Source organism: Mesorhizobium sp. HAY1-8B (genome assembly GCF_056868045.1).
On the sequence record NZ_CP200321.1, the window covers coordinates 6,774,024 to 6,796,801 of the forward strand.

23 protein-coding genes, 1 tRNA gene and 1 pseudogene are annotated in these 22,778 nt (G+C 63.3%); 12 read left to right on the forward strand and 13 right to left on the reverse strand.

Annotated features, from left to right (window positions below; translation table 11 throughout):
- Window positions 1–67 precede the first annotated feature (67 nt).
- The 7 genes from AC1VON_RS32545 to AC1VON_RS32575 all read left to right on the forward strand — a co-directional run bounded on the left by AC1VON_RS32545 (window position 68) and on the right by AC1VON_RS32575 (window position 5,667).
- On the forward strand, window positions 68–826 hold the full coding sequence (locus AC1VON_RS32545) for an SDR family oxidoreductase (RefSeq protein WP_483126124.1): 759 nt from the start codon (window positions 68–70) through the stop codon (window positions 824–826).
- Between the two features lie 111 nt (window positions 827–937).
- Window positions 938–1,324 (forward strand): SET domain-containing protein, encoded by a 387-nt coding sequence (locus tag AC1VON_RS32550; RefSeq protein WP_172348638.1) that lies wholly within the window; start codon window positions 938–940, stop codon window positions 1,322–1,324.
- A gap of 176 nt (window positions 1,325–1,500) precedes the next feature.
- Window positions 1,501–1,767: a 30S ribosomal protein S21 gene (rpsU, locus tag AC1VON_RS32555; RefSeq protein WP_027056687.1), complete on the forward strand. Its 267-nt coding sequence runs from the start codon at window positions 1,501–1,503 to the stop codon at window positions 1,765–1,767.
- Between the two features lie 192 nt (window positions 1,768–1,959).
- Window positions 1,960–2,802: a tetratricopeptide repeat protein gene (locus AC1VON_RS32560; RefSeq protein WP_172348637.1), complete on the forward strand. Its 843-nt coding sequence runs from the start codon at window positions 1,960–1,962 to the stop codon at window positions 2,800–2,802.
- 205 nt (window positions 2,803–3,007) lie between these two features.
- Entirely contained in the window at window positions 3,008–3,484 is a 477-nt protein-coding gene (locus AC1VON_RS32565) for a DUF992 domain-containing protein (protein WP_172348636.1), read from the forward strand.
- Between the two features lie 86 nt (window positions 3,485–3,570).
- Complete coding sequence (locus AC1VON_RS32570) at window positions 3,571–4,050, forward strand: DUF992 domain-containing protein (protein ID WP_483126125.1); 480 nt, start codon at window positions 3,571–3,573, stop codon at window positions 4,048–4,050.
- Window positions 4,051–4,230: 180 nt separating this feature from the next.
- Window positions 4,231–5,667 (forward strand): MFS transporter, encoded by a 1,437-nt coding sequence (locus AC1VON_RS32575; protein WP_483126126.1) that lies wholly within the window; start codon window positions 4,231–4,233, stop codon window positions 5,665–5,667.
- A 25-nt stretch (window positions 5,668–5,692) separates the two neighbouring features.
- On the opposite strand, the gene AC1VON_RS32580 is transcribed toward AC1VON_RS32575, so the two are convergent.
- The 7 genes and pseudogenes from AC1VON_RS32580 to kdpF form a co-directional block, all read right to left on the reverse strand.
- Window positions 5,693–6,382, reverse strand: a complete 690-nt coding sequence (locus AC1VON_RS32580) for a response regulator transcription factor (RefSeq protein ID WP_483126127.1) — start codon at window positions 6,380–6,382, stop codon at window positions 5,693–5,695.
- On the reverse strand, window positions 6,382–9,117 hold the full coding sequence (locus AC1VON_RS32585) for a DUF4118 domain-containing protein (protein WP_483126128.1): 2,736 nt from the start codon (window positions 9,115–9,117) through the stop codon (window positions 6,382–6,384). Before AC1VON_RS32585 ends, AC1VON_RS32580 begins: the two co-directional genes overlap by 1 nt.
- Before the next feature lie 57 nt (window positions 9,118–9,174).
- Window positions 9,175–9,740, reverse strand: a pseudogene (gene kdpC, locus AC1VON_RS32590) (potassium-transporting ATPase subunit KdpC).
- A gap of 11 nt (window positions 9,741–9,751) precedes the next feature.
- Window positions 9,752–11,845, reverse strand: coding sequence for a potassium-transporting ATPase subunit KdpB (gene kdpB / locus AC1VON_RS32595; RefSeq protein WP_483126129.1), 2,094 nt, complete (start codon window positions 11,843–11,845; stop codon window positions 9,752–9,754).
- Window positions 11,842–12,057 (reverse strand): hypothetical protein, encoded by a 216-nt coding sequence (locus tag AC1VON_RS32600; RefSeq protein WP_483126130.1) that lies wholly within the window; start codon window positions 12,055–12,057, stop codon window positions 11,842–11,844. The genes kdpB and AC1VON_RS32600 overlap by 4 nt, the downstream gene beginning before the upstream one ends.
- Before the next feature lie 7 nt (window positions 12,058–12,064).
- Window positions 12,065–13,768 carry a potassium-transporting ATPase subunit KdpA gene (gene kdpA / locus AC1VON_RS32605; RefSeq protein ID WP_483126131.1) on the reverse strand — a complete coding sequence of 568 codons (1,704 nt, stop codon included), beginning with the start codon at window positions 13,766–13,768 and terminating at the stop codon, window positions 12,065–12,067.
- A gap of 34 nt (window positions 13,769–13,802) precedes the next feature.
- Complete coding sequence (kdpF, locus tag AC1VON_RS32610; protein WP_032918612.1) at window positions 13,803–13,892, reverse strand: K(+)-transporting ATPase subunit F; 90 nt, start codon at window positions 13,890–13,892, stop codon at window positions 13,803–13,805.
- 372 nt (window positions 13,893–14,264) lie between these two features.
- Here kdpF and AC1VON_RS32615 point away from each other — a divergent pair, with 372 nt between their 5' ends.
- Window positions 14,265–14,762, forward strand: coding sequence for a YciE/YciF ferroxidase family protein (locus AC1VON_RS32615; protein WP_483126132.1), 498 nt, complete (start codon window positions 14,265–14,267; stop codon window positions 14,760–14,762).
- Window positions 14,763–14,922: 160 nt separating this feature from the next.
- Here the strand turns inward: AC1VON_RS32615 and AC1VON_RS32620 are convergent, their stop codons facing one another.
- Window positions 14,923–15,642 carry a Crp/Fnr family transcriptional regulator gene (locus AC1VON_RS32620; protein WP_483126133.1) on the reverse strand — a complete coding sequence of 240 codons (720 nt, stop codon included), beginning with the start codon at window positions 15,640–15,642 and terminating at the stop codon, window positions 14,923–14,925.
- Between the two features lie 219 nt (window positions 15,643–15,861).
- Between AC1VON_RS32620 and AC1VON_RS32625 the strand changes: the two genes are divergently transcribed.
- Complete coding sequence (locus AC1VON_RS32625) at window positions 15,862–16,098, forward strand: DUF6894 family protein (RefSeq protein ID WP_140771976.1); 237 nt, start codon at window positions 15,862–15,864, stop codon at window positions 16,096–16,098.
- A gap of 153 nt (window positions 16,099–16,251) precedes the next feature.
- The gene (locus AC1VON_RS32630) at window positions 16,252–16,449 is read left to right on the forward strand and encodes a hypothetical protein (protein ID WP_172348625.1); all 198 of its coding nucleotides are present in this window, start codon (window positions 16,252–16,254) and stop codon (window positions 16,447–16,449) included.
- A 156-nt stretch (window positions 16,450–16,605) separates the two neighbouring features.
- Here AC1VON_RS32630 and AC1VON_RS32635 read toward each other — a convergent pair whose 3' ends face one another.
- Window positions 16,606–16,908 (reverse strand): DUF982 domain-containing protein, encoded by a 303-nt coding sequence (locus tag AC1VON_RS32635; protein WP_172348624.1) that lies wholly within the window; start codon window positions 16,906–16,908, stop codon window positions 16,606–16,608.
- Window positions 16,909–17,553: 645 nt separating this feature from the next.
- Here AC1VON_RS32635 and AC1VON_RS32640 point away from each other — a divergent pair.
- Window positions 17,554–17,949: an ArsR/SmtB family transcription factor gene (locus tag AC1VON_RS32640; RefSeq protein WP_483126134.1), complete on the forward strand. Its 396-nt coding sequence runs from the start codon at window positions 17,554–17,556 to the stop codon at window positions 17,947–17,949.
- A gap of 876 nt (window positions 17,950–18,825) precedes the next feature.
- On the opposite strand, the gene AC1VON_RS32645 is transcribed toward AC1VON_RS32640, so the two are convergent.
- Genes AC1VON_RS32645 through AC1VON_RS32655 form a run of 3 tightly spaced genes read right to left on the reverse strand, consistent with a single transcriptional unit; the run spans window position 18,826 to window position 21,318 of the window.
- Window positions 18,826–19,455, reverse strand: a complete 630-nt coding sequence (locus tag AC1VON_RS32645; protein WP_483126135.1) for an NAD(P)-dependent oxidoreductase — start codon at window positions 19,453–19,455, stop codon at window positions 18,826–18,828.
- Between the two features lies 1 nt (window position 19,456).
- Window positions 19,457–20,407 carry an alpha/beta hydrolase gene (locus tag AC1VON_RS32650; RefSeq protein WP_483126136.1) on the reverse strand — a complete coding sequence of 317 codons (951 nt, stop codon included), beginning with the start codon at window positions 20,405–20,407 and terminating at the stop codon, window positions 19,457–19,459.
- A 32-nt stretch (window positions 20,408–20,439) separates the two neighbouring features.
- Entirely contained in the window at window positions 20,440–21,318 is an 879-nt protein-coding gene (locus tag AC1VON_RS32655; RefSeq protein WP_483126137.1) for an NmrA/HSCARG family protein, read from the reverse strand.
- 117 nt (window positions 21,319–21,435) lie between these two features.
- Here AC1VON_RS32655 and AC1VON_RS32660 point away from each other — a divergent pair, with 117 nt between their 5' ends.
- A complete protein-coding gene (locus tag AC1VON_RS32660; RefSeq protein WP_483126138.1) occupies window positions 21,436–22,335 on the forward strand; it encodes a LysR family transcriptional regulator in 900 nt (299 codons plus the stop codon).
- Between the two features lie 144 nt (window positions 22,336–22,479).
- On the opposite strand, the gene AC1VON_RS32665 is transcribed toward AC1VON_RS32660, so the two are convergent.
- A tRNA-Ser gene (locus AC1VON_RS32665) sits at window positions 22,480–22,569 on the reverse strand.
- Window positions 22,570–22,778: the final 209 nt, after the last annotated feature.

Genomic DNA, 22,778 nt, shown 5'->3' on the forward strand with positions numbered 1-22,778 from the left:
CCGCCCTAGGCTGCGATCAACATCCCGATTGCCGGCAAGATCGGCACGAAACAGGGATGCCAAAAAGATGCTCGCACTCGCCAACAAGATCGCCATCGTCACCGGTGCCAGCTCCGGCATCGGCCGCGCCACCGCGAAACTCTTCGCCGAGGAAGGGGCGAAGCTTGTCGTCTCCGCCCGCCGTCAAGCCGAGCTCGACACGCTGGTCGCCGAGATATCGGATGCGGAGGGCACGGCCGCCGCCCTTGCCGGCGACGTCAGGGACGAAGCCTATGCGAAGGCTCTTGTCGATCTGGCGGTCGAAAGCTTCGGCGGTCTGGACATTGCCTTCAACAATGCCGGCGCCGTCGGCCTGATGGCGCCGCTGCCCGACATGATGCCGGCGGCATGGCACGAGACGATGGACATCAACCTGACCAGCGCCTTTCTCGGAGCGAAGTACCAGATACCGGCGATGCTGGAGCGCGGCGGCGGCTCGCTGATCTTCACCTCGAGCTTTGTCGGCTACACCGCCGGCATGCCGGGCATGGCCGCCTACGCCGCAGCCAAGGCCGGCCTGATCGGCCTGACACAGGTTCTGGCCGCCGAATACGGCCCGAAAGGCCTGCGCGTTAACGCCTTGCTGCCGGGCGGCACCGACACGCCAGGCGCGACGAAGACGACACCCGAGGCCCGCGCTTTCGTCGAAGGCATCCATGCCTTGAAACGCATGGCGCAGCCTGAGGAGATTGCCCGTTCGGCGCTTTATCTCGCCTCCGACGCCTCGAGCTTCACCACGGGAACCGCGCTGTTTGCCGATGGCGGCGTCTCGATCAACCGGACGTGAAGGTTTTTTGCAGGCAACAGGCCGGTTCGCCGCTTTGACGCAGGCAGCCGGTCTTGCTTTTTCCGCGTGATTTGGCGATTCCGTTTTGGTGTCGAAACGGGTCCCGAAACCATGATGCTGATCCGAACCTATGTCGCCGCGAGCGCAATCGAGGGCGTCGGCATGTTTGCCGCCGAGCCGATCCGGAAAGGCGCCTCGATTTGGCGGCTCGACCCGGATTTCGACCGGCTGATCCCGATGGACAAATACGAGGCCGCGCCCCAGCCTCTGAAGGAATTGCTCGACCGCTACGCCTATCCGAGCCCGGATCGGCCGGGTTTCATGGTCTATGAGGTCGACAATGGCCGCTTTATGAACCATTCGGCGACGCCGAACACCGATTTTTCGCAATATGGCGGCGCCACCGCGACGCGCGACATTGCCGCCGGCGAGGAGATCACCTGCGACTACGGCGAATTCTTCCAGGATTTCGAACGGCTGCACCTGGCCACGGCGTAGTCGGCGCCCTATCTCGCGCCTACCGTGGCAATTTGGCTGTTGTCCTGCATTTCGACTGTGGACAGCGCGGCTTGATTCTGCTATCAGCCGCCACAATTCGTGGTGTCGACCGCCGCGGAGGCTAGTGGCTATGGCCGCTTGCCTGTTGATATCAAACCCGAAAGACAGGATTGCCCGTGCAGGTACTCGTCCGCGACAATAACGTTGATCAGGCGCTTCGCGCGCTCAAGAAGAAGATGCAGCGCGAAGGCATTTTCCGCGAAATGAAGATGCGCGGTCACTACGAGAAGCCTTCCGAGAAGCGCGCCCGTGAAAAGGCCGAGGCCGTTCGCCGCGCCCGCAAGCTGGCTCGCAAGCGCGCTCAGCGCGAAGGCCTGCTGCCGATGACCCCGCGTCCCGTTCCCGCCGGTGGTGCTGCTGGTGCAGCGCGTCCGCCGCGCTGATTATCGCCAATATTTCGTCCTTTTCGAAGGATACTGAGGTGGCGCGATGCGGAATCGCCGCCACCTTTTTGTTTAGAGCGACTCGCGCCCATCTGGGCGCACAAATCACGCTCTGACAGTTTATGACATTGTGACCCGGCCCGGAGGGGGGAACCGGACCTGAACGACGGCGCAAGTGAGGACAGGGCAGACATGAACGCAACGAGCGTGGAGCGCGGGACCGCATTGCGTGGTTTCGCCCTGACAGCGGCCCTGCTTTCCGGATTGGTGCTTGCCGGCTGCCAGACATCGGGCCCGACCGGCGAGTTCAACAACATCGACAAGGCGCAAGGATCGAGCGAGAATATCTCCTCGCTGTCGGCGGTGATCCAGCGCAATCCCCAGGATCCGGAAGGCTATAACGTCCGTGGTTCGGCCTATGGCCGCGGCGGCCAATACCAGGCGGCGCTCAAGGACTTCAACCAGGCCATCCAACTCAACCCGAATTTCTACCAGGCCTATTCCAACCGGGCTCTCATCCAGCGCTTCCTCGGCAACCAGGAAGCCGCTCTCGCCGACTACAACCGATCGATCCAGATCAACGGCAGTTATGATGCCGCCTATATCGGCCGCGGCAATCTCTACCGCAAGGCGGGCCGGACCCAGGATGCCTTCAACGACTTCCAGAAAGCGATCCAGCTCGACACGACGGACGCCCGCGCCTACCACAATCGCGGCCTGATCTATCAGAGTCAGGGCCAGCACAAATTCGCCATCGAGGACTTCTCGACCGCCATCTCGCTGGCGCCGGATGCGGCAGAGCCCTACAACGGCCGTGGCCTCTCCTATCTGGCGACGGGCGACGAGGACAATGCCTTCTCCGACTTCAACATGGCCATCAAGCTCGACGGCAAGAACGCCGAGGCCTGGGCCAATCAGGCGCTGATCTACGAGCGGCGCGGCGACAAGGCCAAGGCGGCGAAATCCTATCGCGAGGCCGTGCGCCTCGACCCCACCTATCAGCCGGCCAAGGATGGCCTCGCCCGGGTCAGCTGACCTCGACTTAGACGGATCCGATATTAAAGCGCCATCCCGCGTGTCCAAAAGGACACGCGGCGCTGAAGATCGCCCGCAATCCGGCAACTGTGCATTAACCCCTGCGGCAGACCGTTAACCCTTGCCTTGTTCGCGCCAAGTTTTCAGCGGAACGGTCTGGCCATTCAAGCCGTTATTTCCAAGCGATTTGCGAAAGGACCCTCCCATGATCAAGAAACTCGTCTGCGCCGCTGCCCTTGCAACGACCGTGTTCGCTGCCGCCCCGGCCAGCGCCGGCAGGCTGCAGCTCGGCACGCTCGACTGCACCATCGACGGCGGCACCGCCTATATCGTCGCCTCCAACAAGGGCGTGTCCTGCGTCTTCCGTCCCTATCATCACGGACCGTCGGAGATTTACACCGGCGTCATCTCCAAGATCGGTGTCGATCTCGGCCAGACACATCAGGGCCAGCTCGTCTGGGCGGTTTTTGCCGCAACCCGCGACCGCGATGCGGGCGATCTTGCCGGCAGCTATTACGGCGTCAACGCCGAGGCGAGCGTCGTCACCGGCGGCGGCGCCAATCTGCTGGTCGGCGGCTTCGACAGCGCCTTCATGCTGGAGCCGCTCAGCGTCCAGGCGCAGACCGGCGTCAATCTCGCCGTGGCTGTGACCTCGCTTCAGCTGATCCACTCGCTCAAGTGATCGCAAGGAGCTACGCGCTCCTCTCTACCTTGCGGCGCGGAACCATATAGGATGGTTCCGCGCCGTTTGATTTTGAGGGGAACGCCATGTCGAAGACAGCCGCTGCCGTGATTGCACTCGTGCTCGGCGCCACACAGACGCAGGCGCAGGACCGCGGCATCGAACTCGGTACCCTTGAATGCGCCATAGGTGGCGGCACCGGCTTCATCTTCGGTTCGTCCAAGGACCTCAGCTGCACCTTCACCCCGACCGACAAGACCTTCGCGCCGGAGGCCTATTTCGGCGCGGTCAACAAATACGGCCTCGACATCGGCACGACAAAGCAGGCGGTGATGCGCTGGCTGGTGCTGACGCCGCTGAAGAACATCTACGCGCCTGGTGCGCTGGCGGGCGACTATATCGGCGCCAGCGCGGAGGTCACGGCTGCCGTCGGAGCCGGCGCCAATCTTTTGGTCGGTGGCTCTTCGCAGGCTTTCACGCTCCAGCCATTCAGCCTGCAGACCCAGACCGGCGTCAATCTCGCCATCGGCGTCAGCCAGTTCCAGCTGCGCAGCACCGAAAACTGACCTCTTGAAAAAACCGCTTGTCCTCAACCGCGGTTGAGGTCCTACAAGCCCACCCCGACCGGACCGGCACCTCGATAGGCACGCTATCCGGCGCTATGGCCGCGCATGGTCCTGCCGGAAAGCCTTGCTGGCTTCTGGTGCCGTACGCCGCGATCGAGATATGCAGAGCATAGGGTGGATATGACTGAAATCAGCACAAACAGGGTCGACTGGCGCGCATTGTGGGCGAGCGGCGACCTGGCGCGCTTCTGCTTCATCAGCCTCGGCATCCTGCTGCACGCCACCAATGAGACGATGGTGGCGACCGTCATGCCGGCCATGGTCGGTGAAATGGCCGGCGTACAGCTCGTCGGCTGGTCGCTGGCGGTCTACGAGCTCGGCGCCATCGTCGCCGGCGCCGCGGCCGGACGGCTGGTGAGCTATGTGGCGCTGCGCACCAACATGGTGGTCGCGGCCCTGCTCTACGCGGCCGGCGCACTGATCTGCGCCACCTCGCCTTCCATGCAATTGTTCCTCGCCGGCCGCCTGATCGAAGGACTTGGCGGCGGCGCGCTGGTGTCGCTGGCTTTCGTCTCGGTCGAGCGGCTGTTTTCGCGCGCCATCTGGCCGCAGCTTTTCGGCATCATGTCGGCGATCTGGGGCGTCGCCGCCTTCAGCGGCCCGTTGCTGGGCGCGATCATGACCGAGCTCCTGTCGTGGCGCTGGGCCTTCGGCGTCTTCACCTTCGGCGGCACCGCCATGGCGCTGGCCAGCTTCCTCGTTCTGAACACCCCGGAGGCGAAGCGACCCATCGCCGGCGCGGGCAAGGCACCCCCCTTCCCGTTCGCCGCGCTTGGCTGTCTTGCCGTCGCCGTGGTGCTGATCGCCTCGGCCGGCGTCGATATCGCGCTGCTGCGCTCCTCGCTGCTGATCCTGCTGGGCCTGGCCGGCCTGGCGCTGTTCTTCTACGTCGATGCGCTGAAGCCGCGCTCGCGGCTTTTCCCGGCGCGACTGTTCTCGTGGCGGACGCCGGTGGGCGCGGGCATGACCATGGTCGCCGCCTTTTCCGTCGCGACCTGTTCCTTCGGCGTCTACGGACCGCTGCTTTTGACCAGCCTGCACGACATTCCGCTACTGACCACCGGCTACATCATCGCCGCCGAATCGATCGCCTGGTCGATCCTGTCGATCCTTGTCGCCAACGCCCCGCCACAGCGCGAGCGCCTGATCATTGTCTGCGGCGCATTGATGATCGCGGCGGGCATCGCCGGCTTCGCCTATACGATACCGCTGGGCTCGATCCCGCTGATCCTGATATGCGCCCTGTTGCAAGGCGGCGGCTTCGGCATCGCCTGGCCGTTCCTGACCCGCGTCATCGTCGCCTCCGCTCCGGACGACGAACAGACCATCGCCTCGGCCGCGGTGCCGACCATGCAGCGCATCGGTTACGCCGTGGGCGCCGCCCTTGCCGGCATCGTCGCCAATGCCAGCGGCTTTTCGCAAGGATTGAACCACGACGCGGCAGCCAACGTCGCGAGCTGGCTGTTCCTCGCCTTCGTGCCGCTCGGCGTCCTCGGTTGCGTCGCTGCCTTGCGGACATCCACGGCCGCAAACCGGCCGCTGGAAGCCACCGGCTGACGCAGATTCAATCGATGAGGCTGTCTCAGTCGACACGCAACCGGTAGCCGACACCGGTCTCGGTGGTGATGTGGTGCGGCTGGTCGGGGGTCTTCTCGATCTTCTGCCTGAGCTGCCTGACATAGACCCTGAGATATTGCACGTCGGTCGAGTCGCCCCAGATCTGCTTCAGGATGAAATGATGGGTCAGCACCTTGCCGGCATGCTGCACCAGGATGCGCAGTATGTCGTATTCCTTCGGCGAGAGTTTTATCTCCTTGCCTTCGACCTTGACGATGCGCTTGACCAGATCGACGCTGAGGTCGCCGCTCTGGAAGACAGGCTTCTCGCCCTGCTGCTGGAACTTGTGCCGCAGCGCCACGCGGATGCGCGCCACCAGTTCGTTCATGCCGAACGGCTTGGTGACATAATCGTCGGCGCCAAGTTCGAGCGCATTGACGATGCCGGCCTCGTCGGTGCGGCTGGAGAGGATGACGACAGGAATGTCGAGGCCGTCGTCACGCCATTTGCGCAGGAGCTCATGGCCACTTATGCCGGGCAGGCCGAGGTCGAGCAGCACCAGGTCCGGCTTTTCCTGTTCCATCAGCTCGATCGCCGCCTTGGCGTTCGGCGCCTCGCTGACCGCATAGCCCTGGCTACCGAGGCCAACGCGCAGCAGTTTGCGGATCGGCGGCTCGTCATCGACAACCAGTATCCTGACATTCGAATTGGTCATCACGGCTGATCCACGCTGGTCTCTTCGCCACGATTGTCGGCATCGCGTACTTCCGCCGGCACCGGCACCGGCATCCTGATGGTGAAAGCGGCACCGGGACGGTCGGTCCGGTTCGCGGCCGAGATCGTGCCACCCATCGATTCGACGAAGCCACGACAGATCGATAGGCCAAGCCCGGTGCCGGCGCGCACCTGGTCACCCTTGCGCACCCGATAAAAAGTGTCGAAGACGCGTTCCAGGTCCTGCGCCGGGATGCCCGGTCCCTCATCCATGATCTGCACGATGACGGACCCATTGTCTGCCCATCCCCGCACGCGGATTGTCGAGCCGGGCGGGGAATATTTCGACGCATTGTCGAGAAGATTGAACAGAACCTGTTCGAACAGCACGGGATCGAGCTTCAGCATCGGCAGATCGGATGGAATATCGACCTCGATCTTGTGTTCGCTGGTGATCTTGCGGGCGCGGTTGAGCGCCGTGCCGGCGATATCGCCGACATAATGGAGAGCGTAATTCGGCTCCATCGCACCGGATTCGATCTTGGTCATGTCAAGCAGGTTGGCGATGAAGCGGTTCAGCCGCTCCGATTCGTCGATCACCGTCGACAGAAGCTCCGCCCGGTCCTGCTCGGGCAGATCGGGCGCGAATTCCTTGAGCGTGCCGGCCGCCCCCATGATGGCTGAGAGCGGCGTTTTCAGATCATGCGAAATCGAAGTCAGCAAAGCCGAGCGCAGCCGGTCGGCTTCGGCGGCGAGCTTGGCGCGATCGACATCGGCGACGAGTTGGATGCGTTCGATCGCCACCGCCGCCTGATCGGCCAGCGCGTCGAGCAGGCGCTGTTGCTCGGGCGTCAGCAGCGGGCCCTGCTTGTCATTGTCGAGGCCGACGACACCGATCGCGGTGCGCCCCGTGCGCAAGGGGAGGTAGAGGCGCTTGGCGCCAGGCAGCGTGTCGGCGCCGCGCCCGGCGGCACGGTTGTGCTCCCAGGCCCAGCGGGCAGCGGCAATGTCGGCCTCGGCCAGCGTGTCGTCGGGCGGATAGCCGGCCTTGACGGTGATGGTGCCGTCTTCGGGCAGAAGCAACACCACCCGCAGCTTGAGCATCGAGGCGATCTGGAAGGCGGTTGCCCACAGGACGTCGTCGAGCGTGCCGGCACCGGCGAGCTTCTTGGAAAAGAGGTAGATGTCCTCGGTGGCCCGCGCACGCGAGCGGGCGGCGACGGCCTGGCGCTGTACGCGCGCCGTCAGATTGCTGGCGATTACGGCAACAACCAGGAAGACCGCAAGTGCGACAATGCTTTCGGGATCCCGGATCGTCAGCGTGTAGCGCGGCTCCAGGAAAAAATAGTTGAAGGCAAGGGCGCTGGCGAGACAGGCGTACAAAGCCGGCCACAGCCCGCCGGTGACCGCCGATGCCAGCACGGCAATGAGAAAGATGATCGCGAGATTGCGAACGTCGAGAAACTGGTCGAGCAGGGCGGCGAAGGCGAGCGAGCCGGCAACATAGGCCGTAGCCTTCAGATAGGGCCAGATCTGGAACTGCTGCTGCTCGTCCACCGTCCGGAGGCTTCTCGACGTCGCCTCGGTATTGCGTTCGGTCCCCGAAATGACATGGACGCTGATATCGCCGGCATTGCGGATGAGATCATAGGTGAGCGAGCCCTCGATCAGTTCGCGCCAACGCGACCGCGTCGGCCTGCCCACCACGATATGGGTGAAATTGTTCGCCGTCGCGTGGCGCACAATGTCCTGCGCGACATTCTGGCCCGGAATGGTCGTCACCTCGGCGCCGAGCTGCTCGGCAAGGCGCAGGAGCGTGGCGAGCCGGTCCTTGTCTTCCTCGGACATGCCGGCCGAGCGAGGCGTATCGACATGAAGCGCCGTCCATGGCGCACGAAGCCGGTCGGCCAGCCTGCGTGCGTAGCGAATGCGGGCCGCGCCGCCCGGTCTTGCGTCGACGCAGACGAGCACCCTCTCCCCCGCGGCCCAGGGACCTTGGATGGCATGGGACTGCATGTGATTGAGCAATTGCTCGTCGACACGCTGGGCCGTGCGGCGCAGCGCCAGTTCCCGCAGTGCCGTCAGATTGCCTGACGAGAAATAATTCTCGACGGCGCGCTGCGCGGTGTTGGGGAAATAGACCTTGCCCTCCTCCAGCCGCTTGATCAGGTCGTCGGGCGTCAGATCGATGATTTCGACGTCATCGGCCTGGTCGATGATGGAATCGGGAACCGTTTCACGCACCCTGACCCGCGTGATCTGCGCCACGACATCGTTCAGGCTTTCGACATGCTGGATGTTGAGCGTCGTGTAGACGTCGATGCCTCGCGCCAGGATCTCCTGGACGTCGAGGTAGCGCTTGGGGTGACGGCTGCCGGGCGCGTTGGTATGGGCGAGTTCATCGACGAGAACCAGCGCCGGGCGTCGCGCGAGGATGGCGTCGATATCCATCTCGTCGAGCATGCGCCCCTTGTAGTCGACCTTGCGGCGGGGGATGACTTCGTAGCCCTCGACCAGGGCCTGTGTTTCCTTGCGGCCGTGTGTCTCGACGACGCCGATCACCACATCGATGCCGTCGGCCAGCCTGGCGCGGCCCGACATCAGCATTTCGTAGGTCTTGCCGACACCCGGGGCTGCACCAAGGAATATCCGCAGACGGCCGCGCCCCTCCCGCTCGGCATGCTCGAGCAGCGCGTCGGGGGAAGGTCTGTTTTCGTTGCTTCGGTCTTCCGGCATCGGGATCGATCATGGAGAGGCCCGGGGATGCTGTCGATCCCCGGACCTCGCCATCAACTATTTAGCGGCGTCCAGCGCGATGTTGAGCGCCAGCACGTTGACCACCGGCTCTCCCATGAAGCCGAGTTCCCTGCCCTCGACCTGGCCGTCGACAAGCGCCTTGATCTTGGCTTCATCGACGCCCCTGGCCTTGGCCACCCGAGCGACCTGGAAATAGGCGGCTTCAGGGCTGATATGGGGATCGAGGCCGCTGCCCGATGACGTCACCAGATCCATCGGAACAGGCTGGTTCGGATTCTCCGCCTTCAGCTTCTCGGCGTCGCCCTTGATGCGGTCGATCAGCTTGGGATTGGTCGGGCCGAGATTGGTGCCGCCCGACGCCGTGGCGTCGTAGCCGTTGCTGCCGGCCGCCGAAATCCGGCCATGGAAATACTTGTCGCTGGCGAAGCCCTGGCCGATCAGTTCGGAGCCGATGACCTTGCCGTCCTTCTCGATCAGGCTGCCATTGGCCTGGCGGGGAACAGCGCCTGCGCAATGCCGGTCATGCCGATCGGATAGATCAGGCCGGTCAGGACCGTGAAGAAGACGATCATGATGATCGCGGGTCTTATCTGGGTGAGCATGAACGTAATCCTTAAGCAAGGCCGAGGGCGGTGACGATCAAATCGATCGCCTTGATGCCGACGAAGGGGACAATGATGCCGCCGAGACCGTAAACCAGGAGGTTGCGGCTGAGCAGCGCGCCAGCGCCGATCGCCCGGTATTTGACGCCGCGCAGCGACAGCGGGATCAGCGCGATGATGATGAGCGCGTTGAAGATAATGGCCGACAGGATGGCGCTCTGCGGCGTCGCCAGATGCATGATGTTGAGCGCCTGCAGCGGGCCGGTGGTCTGCCCCGGCGCGACGTAGAAGACGGCGAACATTGCCGGGATGATGGCAAAATACTTGGCCACGTCGTTGGCGATCGAGAAGGTCGTCAGCGAGCCGCGCGTCATCAGCAGAGCCTTGCCGATCTCGACGATCTCGATGAGCTTGGTCGGGTCGCTGTCGAGATCGATCATGTTGCCGGCTTCGCGCGCGGCAACCGTGCCGGTGTTCATGGCGACGCCGACGTCGGCCTGGGCAAGGGCCGGCGCATCGTTGGTGCCGTCGCCGCACATGGCGACCAGCTTGCCCTTGGCCTGTTCGTCGCGGATCAGCTTCAGCTTGTCCTCGGGCGTCGCCTGGGCAAGGAAGTCGTCGACGCCGGCTTCCGCCGCGATGGCGGCCGCCGTCAGCGGATTGTCGCCGGTGATCATCACCGTGCGGATGCCCATGCGGCGCAGCTCCGTGAAGCGCTCGCTGATGCCGCCCTTGACGATGTCCTTGAGATGGACGACGCCGAGCAGGCGTCCGTCACGCTCGACCGCCAGCGGCGTGCCGCCGGACTTGGCAATCTCGTCGGCGACCGCCTGGAGATCCCGCACGGAATCGCTGCTTGGACGCGTGCCGTGGGCGGCGACCGTCGACTGGTTGACATGGGCAAGCACGGAATCGACTGCACCCTTGCGCACCGAAGAGCCGTCGACGTCGACGCCGCTCATGCGGGTCTGCGCGGTGAAGGGAACGAAGGTTGCGTGCAGCGTTGCCATATCACGGGCGCGGATGCCGTATTTCTCCTTGGCCAGCACGACGATCGAGCGGCCTTCCGGCGTTTCGTCGGCGAGCGAGGCGAGTTGCGCCGCGTCGGCGAGTTCCTGCTCGGTGACGCCCTTGACCGGACGGAATTCCGTCGCCTGGCGGTTGCCGAGCGTGATGGTTCCGGTCTTGTCGAGCAGCAGCGTGTCGACGTCGCCCGCCGCCTCGACGGCGCGGCCCGACATGGCGAGCACGTTGAAGCGCACCAGACGGTCCATGCCGGCGATGCCGATCGCCGACAGGAGCGCGCCGATCGTGGTCGGGATCAGGGTGACGAACAGCGCGACGAGCACGGTCACCGAGATATAGCCGCCCGAATAGGAGGCAAAGCTTGGGATGGTCGCCGTGGCCAGCACGAAGATCAGCGTCATGCCGACCAGCAGGATGTTGAGCGCGATCTCGTTCGGCGTCTTCTGGCGCTCGGCGCCTTCGACCAGCGAGATCATGCGGTCGAGGAAGGTGTGGCCCGATGCCGCGGTGATACGCACGCGGATCCAGTCGGACAGCACCTGCGTGCCGCCGGTCACCGCCGAACGGTCACCACCGGATTCGCGGATGACCGGTGCGGATTCGCCCGTTATCGCCGCCTCGTTGACCGAGGCGACGCCTTCGACCACCTCGCCGTCCGACGGGATGATGTCGCCGGCCTCGACCAGCACGGCATCGCCAACTTTCAGGCTGGTGCCGGGCACCAGCTTGTATTTCGTGCGATCCTCACCGGTCAAAAGCTTGGCCTGGGTCTCGGTGCGAGCCTTGCGCAGCGAGTCGGCTTGCGCCTTGCCGCGGCCTTCGGCGACGGCTTCGGCGAAATTGGCGAACAGCACGGTGAACCACAGCCAGATGATGATCTGCAGCGTGAACTTGAAATCGCCACCACCGGTGATCAGGTCCCTGATGAACAGGATGGTCGTCAGAGCCGAGACGACGGCGACGACGAACATCACCGGGTTCCTGATCAGGGTACGCGGGTTGAGTTTCCTGAAGGCCCCGCCGATGGCGGGCCACAGGATGCTGGCATCCATGATGCTAGCGGATTTGGACTGGCTCATTTGTTGGCTCCAGTATCGATGTTGTTGGCAGGCACCGATCGATCGGATGCCGAAGGAAGATGCGGCGGCCCATAGACCAGCAGCCAGATGACGATCATGACTGCCGCAATGCCGAGGAATGTGGACACGGTCGGGAAAGGAGGGGGGATTGTCTCCCCCTCCTTTTCGGTCCGACGCTCAACGTTGCGTCGCATGAGGTTGAACCTGGACATGGCGGTCTCAGAAGGTCTGCCCATGGACCATGGCCAAGTGTTCGACGATCGGGCCGATCGCCAGCGCCGGGAAGAAGGTAAGGCCGACGACGATCAGGATGACGCCGACCAGCAGCCCGACGAACAGCGGACCGTCGGTCGGGAAGGTGCCGGCGGAGGCCGGAACCGTCTTCTTCGCCACCAGCGAGCCGGCGATGGCAAGCGCGGGGATGATGACCAGGAAGCGGCCCATCAGCATGGTGATGCCGAGCGTTATGTTGTACCAGGGCGTGTTGCCGGAGAGACCGCCAAAGGCCGAGCCGTTGTTCGCCGCCGCCGAGGTGTAGGCATAGAGCACCTCCGAGAAGCCATGCGGCCCGCCATTGGCCATGGAGGCGACGCCGGTCGGCAGAACGACCGCGATGGCCGTGAAGATCAGCATCGCCAGCGGCAGGCACAAGATGGCCAGCATGGCCATCTTGACCTCCTTGGCCTCGATCTTCTTGCCGAGATATTCGGGCGTGCGGCCGACCATCAGGCCGGCAACGAAGACGGCGACGACGATGAACATCATGATGCCGTAGAAACCGGCGCCGACACCGCCGACGATGACCTCGCCGAGCTGCATGTTGATCATCGGGATCAGGCCTCCGAGCGCGGTGAACGAGTCATGCATGGCGTTGACCGCGCCGCAGGAGGCAGCCGTCGTGATGACGGCGAACAGTGCCGACATGGCGATGCCGAAACGGGTCTCCTTGCCTTCCATGTTGCCGCCGTCGATGCCAAGCGCATGGACAAGGGGATTGCCGGCCGCTTCGGCCCAATAGCAGATGGCGACGCCGCCGACGAACAGGACACCCATCGCGGCCAGGATCGCCCAACCCTGGCGCTGGTTGCCGACCATGCGGCCGAACACATTGGTCAGCGCGGCGCCGAGGGCGAAGATCGTGACCATCTGGATGAAATTGGAGATCGCGTCGGGGTTTTCGAAAGGATGCGCCGAATTGGCGTTGAAGAAGCCACCGCCATTGGTGCCGAGCATCTTGATGGCGAGCTGCGAGGCGACAGGGCCGACCGCGATCGTCTGCTTCGCGCCCTCGAGCGTCGTGGCGTCGACATAGGACCCAAGCGTCTGTGGCACGCCGAGCCAGACATAGATAAGGGTGAGCACGATGCAGAGCGGCAACAGGATGTAGAGCGTGCAGCGGGTCATATCGACCCAGAAATTACCGATCGACTTGACCGAATGCCGGGCGAAGCCGCGGACCAGCGCCACCGCGATGGCGATGCCGACCGCCGCGGACATGAAATTCTGCACGGTCAGGCCGGCCATCTGCACGAGGTAGGACATCGTGCTTTCGCCGCCGTAGTTCTGCCAGTTGGTGTTGGTCGGGAAGCTGACGGCGGTGTTGAAGGCGAGATTGGGTTCGACGGCCGTCATGCCGGCCGGATTATAGGGCAACACGCCCTGCAGCCGCTGCAGGAAATAGAGCACGAGGAAACTGGCCAGGCTGAAGAACATGATGCCTGCCGCGTAAGTGGTCCAGTGCTGCTCTTCGCGCTCGCTGGTCCCCGAAATGCGATAGAGACCCCGTTCGAGGGGGCCAAGAACCGGTGAGAGAAATGTGCGGTCGCCGTTGAAAACGCGGTACATGTAGCCGCCGAGCGGCTTCACCAGCAGAACGAGTATCACGCAGTAGAGGAGGATCTGTAGCCATCCGTTGAGAGTCATTGAAGTAGCTTTCCGTGCCTTGCACCAGTTGCCGTCAGAAGCGTTCTGGGCGAACGAGGGCGTATGTCAGGTAGGCGAGCAGGAACAAGGTCACACCGCCGCCAAGGATATAGTCGAGAAGCATGTTGCGGTCCTCCGGCCTAAAGAATGTCACAGGCTTTGATGTAAGCGAAGGAGAGGGCAAAAAATAAAACCCCTATCCCGAGAACGACGATATCCATCGTGGATGTTCCTTATCTTCGTTTTATTTGCGTTTTCTACTCTACGCCTGGAGTCGACAGGCGCAAACCATATAAAAACGCTCCGTCACGGTAGATGATCGTGGCCGAGCTGTGTGTCTCCTGGAGAATATGGACCCGATCGCCATAAAGGGTCGAGACGGCGCGGGGCGGAAAGAAATAGGAATTTTATAAAGATTTTGCCGGACGCAGATCAGGCGGAACAAATCCGCCGATGCGAGATTGTCGACCTGAGGGCCCCACCAAAGGAGATGACAATGGCAAAACAGAAAATGCTCGACGACCTCTTTCACGACACGCTGAAAGACATCTATTTCGCCGAAAAAAAGATATTGGCGACACTGCCGAAAATGGCCAAGGCCGCGCAGAGCGCCGAATTGAAGGCCGCCTTTGAAAAGCACCGCACCGAAACCGAGGGCCATGTTGCGAGGCTGGAGAAAGTCTTCGGCGTCATCGGCAAGAAGCCGGTCGGCAAGACCTGTGCGGCCATCATGGGTATCACCGAGGAAGGCGCCGAAATCATGGAGGAGTACAAGGGATCGCCCGCGCTCGATGCCGGCCTGCTGGCCGCCGCGCAAGCGGTCGAGCACTATGAGATCTCACGCTATGGCACGCTGAGGACGTGGGCCGGTGAACTCGGCTTGAACGAGGCCGTGACACTCCTTGAAGCGACACTCAAGGAAGAGAAGGCGACTGATGAAGCGTTGACGCAGATCGCTGAGTCGGCGGTCAACGTCGCGGCAGAAGCAGCATAGATCTGCAAAGCAGCCCCTAAGGCGTGCGAGATTCAAGGTCAGGCCGCGCCGAAAGCGGTGGTTTTCGAGAACCGGAGCGGAGCGTACTTGAAGTACGTGGGCACCGGGGTCGCGGAAAGCCATCCTTTGCAGGCCGGCCTCACCTGAATATCAACATACCTTAGCGCGGTTCCCGCATCATGCTGAGGTAGGTCGGATCGAACTCGGCGATTTCCTGCAGCCGGTGCCAGTCGAGAATGGTCACCGTGTGGTTTGCCCAGTTGACAACGCCGACCTTTCGCAGGGCACCGATGACCCGGTTCATGTGCACCACGGACAGGCCAAGCACGTCGGCCATCTCTGCTTGCGAGAGCGGCAGATGGAAGCTCATCCCGTTGGTCCGCTGCACCACCTGCAGCCGCACGAAAAGCTCACAGACGAGATGGGCCAGATGCGAGGTCTTGGAGCGCCGCCCCATGGCGACGATCCATTCGCGGTGGATGGCGCCGTCCACCAGCGTGTCCAGCCATAGCAGCCGTGTCAGGTGCGGCGCCTGCTCGGTGATGGCGCGAAGCCGGCTGTGGTCGGCGAACATGACATGGCAAGGCGACAGCGCGACGATGCCGTGATCCATCGTCTTCAGCAGGAAGGCATGGAGATCGACAAAGTCACCGGGCACCTGCAGCGAGGTGAACTGCCGGCCGCCATCCTCCAGCACCTTGTAGCGCGCCGCCAGCCCGTCGAGGATCAGCGTCGAATAGGTCGGCCGCGACCCGGAAGCCACGATGTCCTGGCCGGTGGCGAAATGCCGCTCGAAGGTCATGGCGCCGGCGAGAAGCGCCTTCTCGGCATCTGACAGCGCGTCATGCTGGCCCAGGTTGAGGTAGAGGGATTCAAGCACCGCAATCTCCCGCGAAAGGGCTTCGGAAGCCATCGCCATGTGTTCTGTCGGGAGCAAAGGCGGCTCGGGATGCACTAAGCCTTTGGCCGCTGATAGGCATTAACATTTGTTAGAGCTGCTTGTTCCACAGCAAATGCCGCCGCTGATGGAACAACTGTCTAGTCTGCGAATTGTCGGTTGAATATCTCGCCATTTCATCAGTCTGAGGTCCAGCCCATCATGCCTCGATATTATCTTGACCTTTACAATGGCGACGGCCTCACGGTGGATGACGACGGCCAGGTCTTCGAAACGCGCGAGCGAATGCGGCGCGAGGCAATCCGCATTCTGCCTGACATCGTCCGTGACGAGATCATCGAGAACGACCACACCGCCATCACGGTCAAGGTACGCGACGAGGGCGGACGCCAGATCTTCGAGGCGTCGCTCGTCGTCTCGTCCGGTTGGTGTGACTGACAGCTCCTCGCTTCAGGCATCGATGGCAAAAAGCGTACCGACCATCATTTGTAATCGCGCCCCTTGCCGCAACGCCGCACCATGCGGAGCCGGGAGATGATGGAGGCGGCGATTGTTCCGAACCAACGCCCCGTGGGATGGAGGTAGCAGCACATGGTCCGTGCAAAAGTCGACACCCAGCGTGACGAGCGCGCCAAGCGTGAAGCGCAGATCGTGATTGACGCCGAGCGCGCGGCTCGCGAGGCAAAGACAGCCAGGCTGAGAGAATTGCGTCTTGCGGCGCAGTCAGCGCCGGGGCCTGATCCGGGGAGGCCCAAGCCGACGCGCCGGGACGCACATTCGAAAGGCTGATGCCTCAAAGGCGCCGCGCAACATTACCGGTAAATAGCTGTGATCTTTGCGATCTTCGCGCGGCAAAGGCGAAAGCCCGGCTCGGGAGGGCCAAGCCGGGCTTTTTTCATGGTGCTCGATACGGAATTGGCCACCATGACGAAGGTGGCCTCAAACTCAGGCGGCGTAGCCGCCGTAGCCGCGCGCGACGGCGCGCGCCACGATGACCGGCTCGATCTCCGGCCAGAGGATGCCGGCGGCTTTCGCGAATTCGACGAGCGCATGGCGCGCCTCATCCCTGGTGATGCAGCCTTCCAACGCGAGGCCGCACGCCTCGACGGCATTGCGATGGAGGGGACCGCGGCGCGAGGTCGTCCAATTGGTCAGGAAATCGTGCATTTCGGCCAACGAGGCAATCTCGCGCTTGAAGCCGAGGCCGACGGTCAGTGCGACCGGTGAATGAAACAGCTTGTCGTGCATGAAGCGGGCTCCTGATTGTCGCAGCGCCAGGAGAGATATCCGGGCTGGTCCACGAACGGGACGCCGTGAAACGCGCGGAGGGCCAAGAGGTTCCGGGCCAAGAGTTGCCCGCCGAGTCCGGAAGTCGCAGACCAGCGCGCGTGGGAACGCAGGTTCATCCAGCATGGGGTGCTGCTGGGGCGATCAGATGGAAGCTCATATGGCCTTGGCGCGCTGGGCGTCACGGGTATGTGGCGTCGCTTGTCACTGCGTACTGGACCTGGCGCGCACTGCGGGGGTAGCACCTCCCATCATCTGTTCAGGTAGCCAATTTTTGGCCGCAAGCCATATCGCCAGCGCGATCAGCGCAATGAATTGCTGCGTATTCTATTGGACGGCGCGGAGCAGGCATGAACGACGCTCAGGCTGAATAGGACTGTGGAGACATAGGCCTGCACGCCGAAAGGGGAATAGCCGATTCGGCTTGTTGGGTTGCGGTGGTAGTCGCAACCAACTCCGCGGCAGCTCGTTGATCTGTGCTGGTTGATCCCAGCACTTAGACCCTGGCCCGCTGCCATTACCTATCCGGCAGTGGGCCTTTTTGACGCCTGTTGACTCGCGAAGCCGGGGCAACGATTTTGCTCCGCTGCGGACAGGGACATAAAAATGGCCTCATACGTCAGGCAAAGACTTGCGGAAATCAGGGCAAACCCCGCTCTGGGGTGGCGGCCGGCCAAGCGCCTTACGCTCCGCAAGCAGGCAGGCGTCGCGGCGCGGTGGGTTGCTGTCCTGGCGCAGGACAAGCGCCTGTTGATAGTTATTCATTTGGTGGATCAGGAAAGAACTGTGACCGACCTGGTCTCCCGGGTGGGCGGCAGCCAGACCACCCTTTCAAAACATCTCAGTGTGCTTGTGGAACACGGGATTGTGGAATGCCGCGCCGAAGGCACTTGGCATTACTATTCCTGCAAGTCGGAAGACGCCAAGGCTGTCATCCGGCTGCTGGATGATCTGGCCCGAAATGACATGCTTCCTGGGGCAGCCTCAAATCCGCTGGGTTGACAATTTTGGTTGGCGCAAGGCACGTTGCGGGCTTGAGGGGTAACCGGGGGATTCCCATGAAGAAAGCTTACGAGAAGCCAATCCTGACCAAACGTGAGCGTTTGGCGGCGGTAGCGGCGCAGGCAATTTCACCGACGTCGAAGGAATTCTAGGAACGAAGAAAGTCTACGAAGCCCTTGCTCACGAAACGGGACCGCCTTTCGATCGTCACTGCTGCATCGGGCCCTTCAATCACACCGCCGGTTGGTTGATCGCCGAAAGCAAAGCATTGAAGGCCCGCTGGCTCCGACCGGCGGGCTTTTTGCGTTTTGGGCTGCGCATTGATGCTTGCTGCTGGCGGCTTCACCGCAGTTGGCGCAGATTTCCCGCCGAAGGCAATGCCTGGAATTCCCAAAGGGCGCGCTCGCGGTACCGATCATTCACAGCGAAGCTCACGGATTGGGACAGTCGGTCCTGCGGCCCGCGCTGTGCTGACGCTGTTCATCGCCCACGGCGGCGCGAATTTCCTCTCTATTTCCTTTCGTGAATGGCGGCGTTGAGAGGCAGCGCAACGTGGTTGCGTCATGACTGGCTTTGGATGGAGATATTGGTGATCTCTTCGCTTCTGAGCCACAGCTTTTCGGCCGCGCTTGGGTCGATCGCATAGGTTCGACGCCGGTCGGGCGATTGGCGCGGTCTTCGCTGGCCAGATCGGCGGAACCACTCTCCGGCAGCACGGGCGTGATGTCGCAATCGGCGCAGTACACACCGCCTTCGCCGTCTAGCTGCCGGCTGCAGCATAATCGTATCCTGTGCATTTGCCATCGGTCGGATATTTCAGGAAATTCTGATCGCGCGGCTCGGACGGCTCGTTGCTGAAAGAGGCCGCAATCGATCCTACCATGTGATCAGCGGCGCTTTGCGCAGCCACGTATCGGTGGCGAGTTGCTGCACGACGAACTCAGCGACATCGGATCGGGCGATGGTCCCGCCATGGACGCCTGACAGGTCGGTCAACGCCTTGATGCCACCGCGCGCCGGCTTGTCGTTGAGCACCGTCGGCCGGACGATGGTCCAGTCGAGTGTGCTGGCCCGGATGGCATCTTCCTGGCGATTCTTGTCTTCATAGACCTTCCGCAGCATCAGGGGCAGGAACAGCCGGTCGAAGAAGAATCCGCCATGGCCACGGCTGTCGCCGGCGCCGAGGCCAGTGATGCACACGAGTCGTTGGATGTTCTGCTGCTCCATAACGCCGACCAGTGCGCGGGTCGCCGTCGAGAGCAGGGTCACCTCCCGGAACGGGCTCATGGCCGTGCCCAGCGAACTGATGACGGCATCACAGCCGGCGATGGCGCGGGTCAACGCGGCAGGGTCGCGGGCGTCGCCTTCGATTAACTCGGCACCAATGAGGTCCATGGCTTTTGCCTTGGAGCGTACGAGGGCGACGACCCCGTATCCCTTTGCGACGGCCTTGCCGACGATCAGCCGGCCGGTGGCGCCGGTAGCGCCCAATACCAGAATTTTCATGTCAAACCTCCGAAGCTGTACTGGTGGACGGGGACGCATCGATGAGCCGCGAGCGGAGGAAATCACCGATGGCGTTCACGGACTGTTTGGCCGCGAGAAATTGGCCGAGGGAGGATTGGAAGACATGCGGCATGCCCTCCCAGACCGACAGCGTGATCTCCACGCCCGCCGCTTGCGCCCGCTCAGTGTAGCGGATGGAATCGGCGAGCAGCACTTCGTCGTCTCCGACATCGATGCGGATCGGCGGCAGGTCGCCAAGTGGTGCATGGAGCGGCGACGCCTTGGGGCTCGCGGCATCCTGGCCCTGAAGATACAGGTCTGCGAAGCCCTGGAGTACGCCGCGCGTAAAGATCGGGTCGGCCTCCGCCCGCGTCTCGAAGCTATCCCCGGTGAGCGCCAGGTCGGTCCAGGGCGACATGGCCACCGCGCCGACCGGCTGCACCATGCCCTCGGCCTTGTCGGCTGCGAGGATCGACAGCAGCGACAGCGTCAGGCCGCCGCCCGCCGAGTCGCCCACGACCACGATCCACTTGGCCCCTTCCGCGACGAGGCCACGATAGGCGGCGACCGCATCGTCGATCGCTGCTGGGAACGGGTGCTCGGGCGCCAGTCGGTAGTCCGGGACGAAAGCATCGGCGCCGACGCGTGCGGCGATCTGGCCCGCGAAACGGGTCAGCGCCTGGGCCGAGCCGAGCACATAGCCGCCACCGTGAAGATAAAGGATGCGCGCGCCCGGTCGTGCATTTGTCGGCCGAAGCCAGAAGCCCGCAATGCCGCCGACCGTCGCGGCCTCGACCCGGACATCCGCCGCAGCGGGTGTTGCGGCAAACATGGCGTCGAACATCGGCCGCGCCTCGGGTCCGAGTTTCTCACCCTTATGGGCCGAGGCGGCCTGTCGCATCGCGGCCACGGCTGGGGCGTCTTCAGGCGAGAGGGGGTGGATCGTCATCATGGCAGGTCTCCTTTGCTGGGGTAAGTGCGGGCTCAGCCCTTCGCCCATTGGGTCGCGGCATCCCTGGCAAAAGCGGCATAGGAGCGCGGGGCTCGACCGAGGAGCTTGGTCAGGCGCGCGATGTCGTCAGCGGTCGCCACCGCGCCTTCCGCCTGATAGCGGGCGAACATCAGGCGCAGGTCGAGTGCGTGCCAGGCGGGCAGCATGGTCTTCGTGCGCTGCTCCATGACGACGAGATCGTCGCCGCCATAGCGGATCGCGCGGCCGAGGGCTTTGCTCCAGATGGTGGCGATACCTTCGCCGGTCAGGCTGTCCGGACCAACCAAGGCGTAGGTCTCGTGGCCGAGCGGCATCACGGCCTGCTCGCGACGAACCAGCTCGATGGCGGCGGCCTCGCCGATGTCGCGGATATCGACCATCGAGACGCCTTTCTCGCCGATCGGCGCGCCATAGACGCCGGCCTTCAGAAGTCCGTCCTTCTGACGAAGATCGTTCTGGATGAAGTAGGCGGGACGCAGAACCGTCGCGGGCAAGTCGAGCGCCTTGATCATGCGCTCGACCGTGTACTTGCCCGCAAAATGCGGCACGTCGGCATAGGCGTCGCCGCCGAAGACCGAGAGATAGACGATGCCTTTGACGCCGGCCTCGCGGGCGACTGACAGGGTCAGCATGGCCTGGGTCAGTTCATCGGCGACATTCGGGGCGAGTAGGAACAGCGTGCTGACGCCCGTAAGCGCCGCGCGCACCGAATCCGGATCGGCAAGGTCGCCGCGAACCGCCGTCACGCCGGCGGGAAGCTGCGCCGTCTCGGGCGAGCGCGTCAGGGCGCGGACGTCGGCGTTGCGACCTTGAAGATGGGCCAGGACCTGCGCCCCGATGGTTCCTGTGCTGCCTGTAACGAGAATGGTCATGTCGAAATCTCCTCATGCTAGTGCGGGTTGCATCTCTTGAGGAGCAAGGTAGCCGTTTCATTATCGCTGAGAAGATGCCAATATCGAGATCGTCTGTCTCAAATACGGAACACAATGATGGAACTTCAGGCTTTATCCGACTTCGACCTCGTTGCTGCGCATGGCGGGTTCGGCCGCGCTGCCCGCGCCTCCGGCCGCTCCAAAGCCACGCTGTCGCGGCGGGTCGCCGAACTCGAAGAGAGTCTCGGCGTGCGTTTGATCGAGCGCGGATCCCAGAGCTTGCGACTGACGGATGAAGGACGGGCGCTTCATGAGCGCACGCGCGGGCTGCTGAGCGAAATCACCGAGGCCGGTGAGGCGGTCGTCCTTGGCGCATCGACGCCGAAAGGTAGGCTGCGGGTCAGTGCGCCGGTCGTCTTCGCGCATGTGGCCCTTGCCCGGATCGGAGCGCGTTTTGCTCTGGCCTATCCGGAGGTCCAGCTTGAAATCGTTGCCGAGGACCGCAAGGTCGATCCGGTCGAAGATGGCTACGATCTGATCATCCGGATCGACCCGTCGCCGGACGAACGCCTCGTCGGCCGCCGTTTCCTCAACGATGAACGCCTGATCGTGGCGCCGCCCGACATGCCGCGCCCCGTTTCCGGGGCGGATGGCGACGAAGCTGCTGTGAGGGCCGTGCTGCTCTCCGCGACACCGCCCGGAACCCTCTGGCGAATGAACTCCGGAACGGAGGCTGACATTGTCCTACGGCCGGACCCTGTTCTCCGCCTCTCTTCGCTCCTGATGGTCCGCGATGCCGTGCTGGCGGGCGCCGGTGCGGCTTTGCTGCCAAAACTCCTAGTCGCCGAAGATATCGAGGCCGGCAGGCTCGTCTACTGGGGAACGCATGCCGGCGCGCCCGTGGAGATCTGGGCGCTGCAGAGTTCACGCCGCCTGATCGGTGCTAAGGTGCGCGCATTCCTGGAGGTGGTTGAGAAGGCGTTTCCAGAGAAGGCCTTCGTCGCGCCGTCGGTATGAGCGGCACAGTGGGTATTCCGTCTCGCTTCTGAATTCGGGCGGCGGACTCAGGTTGTGAGGGAAATATATAGCCCGTGTGGCTATCGGCGGCGATTGCGTAGCTATCGCGCAGAACATCGCACCATAGCGTGGAATCGGCGGGGCTGGCGGAGAGAGCGGGATTCGAACCCGCGTTACGGTCTCCCGTAAACACACTTTCCAGGCGTGCGCCTTCAACCACTCGGCCACCTCTCCGTCCTTGCCTTCGCGCCGGGCCGGTTTCGCCGCGCGGGTTGGGGAGATGCTCTCCCTCGGGGCTTCGGTGCGGAATGTCCGCGCCGTGGACGCCGCCCAACCAGCGAACATCCTTCCCCGGCACCTGAGCCGTCAAAGCAACAGGCGCGGGGCTCATCTAGTCGATCCCGCGCCGAATGCCAAGCCATAACGGCGGTCTATTCGCTTTG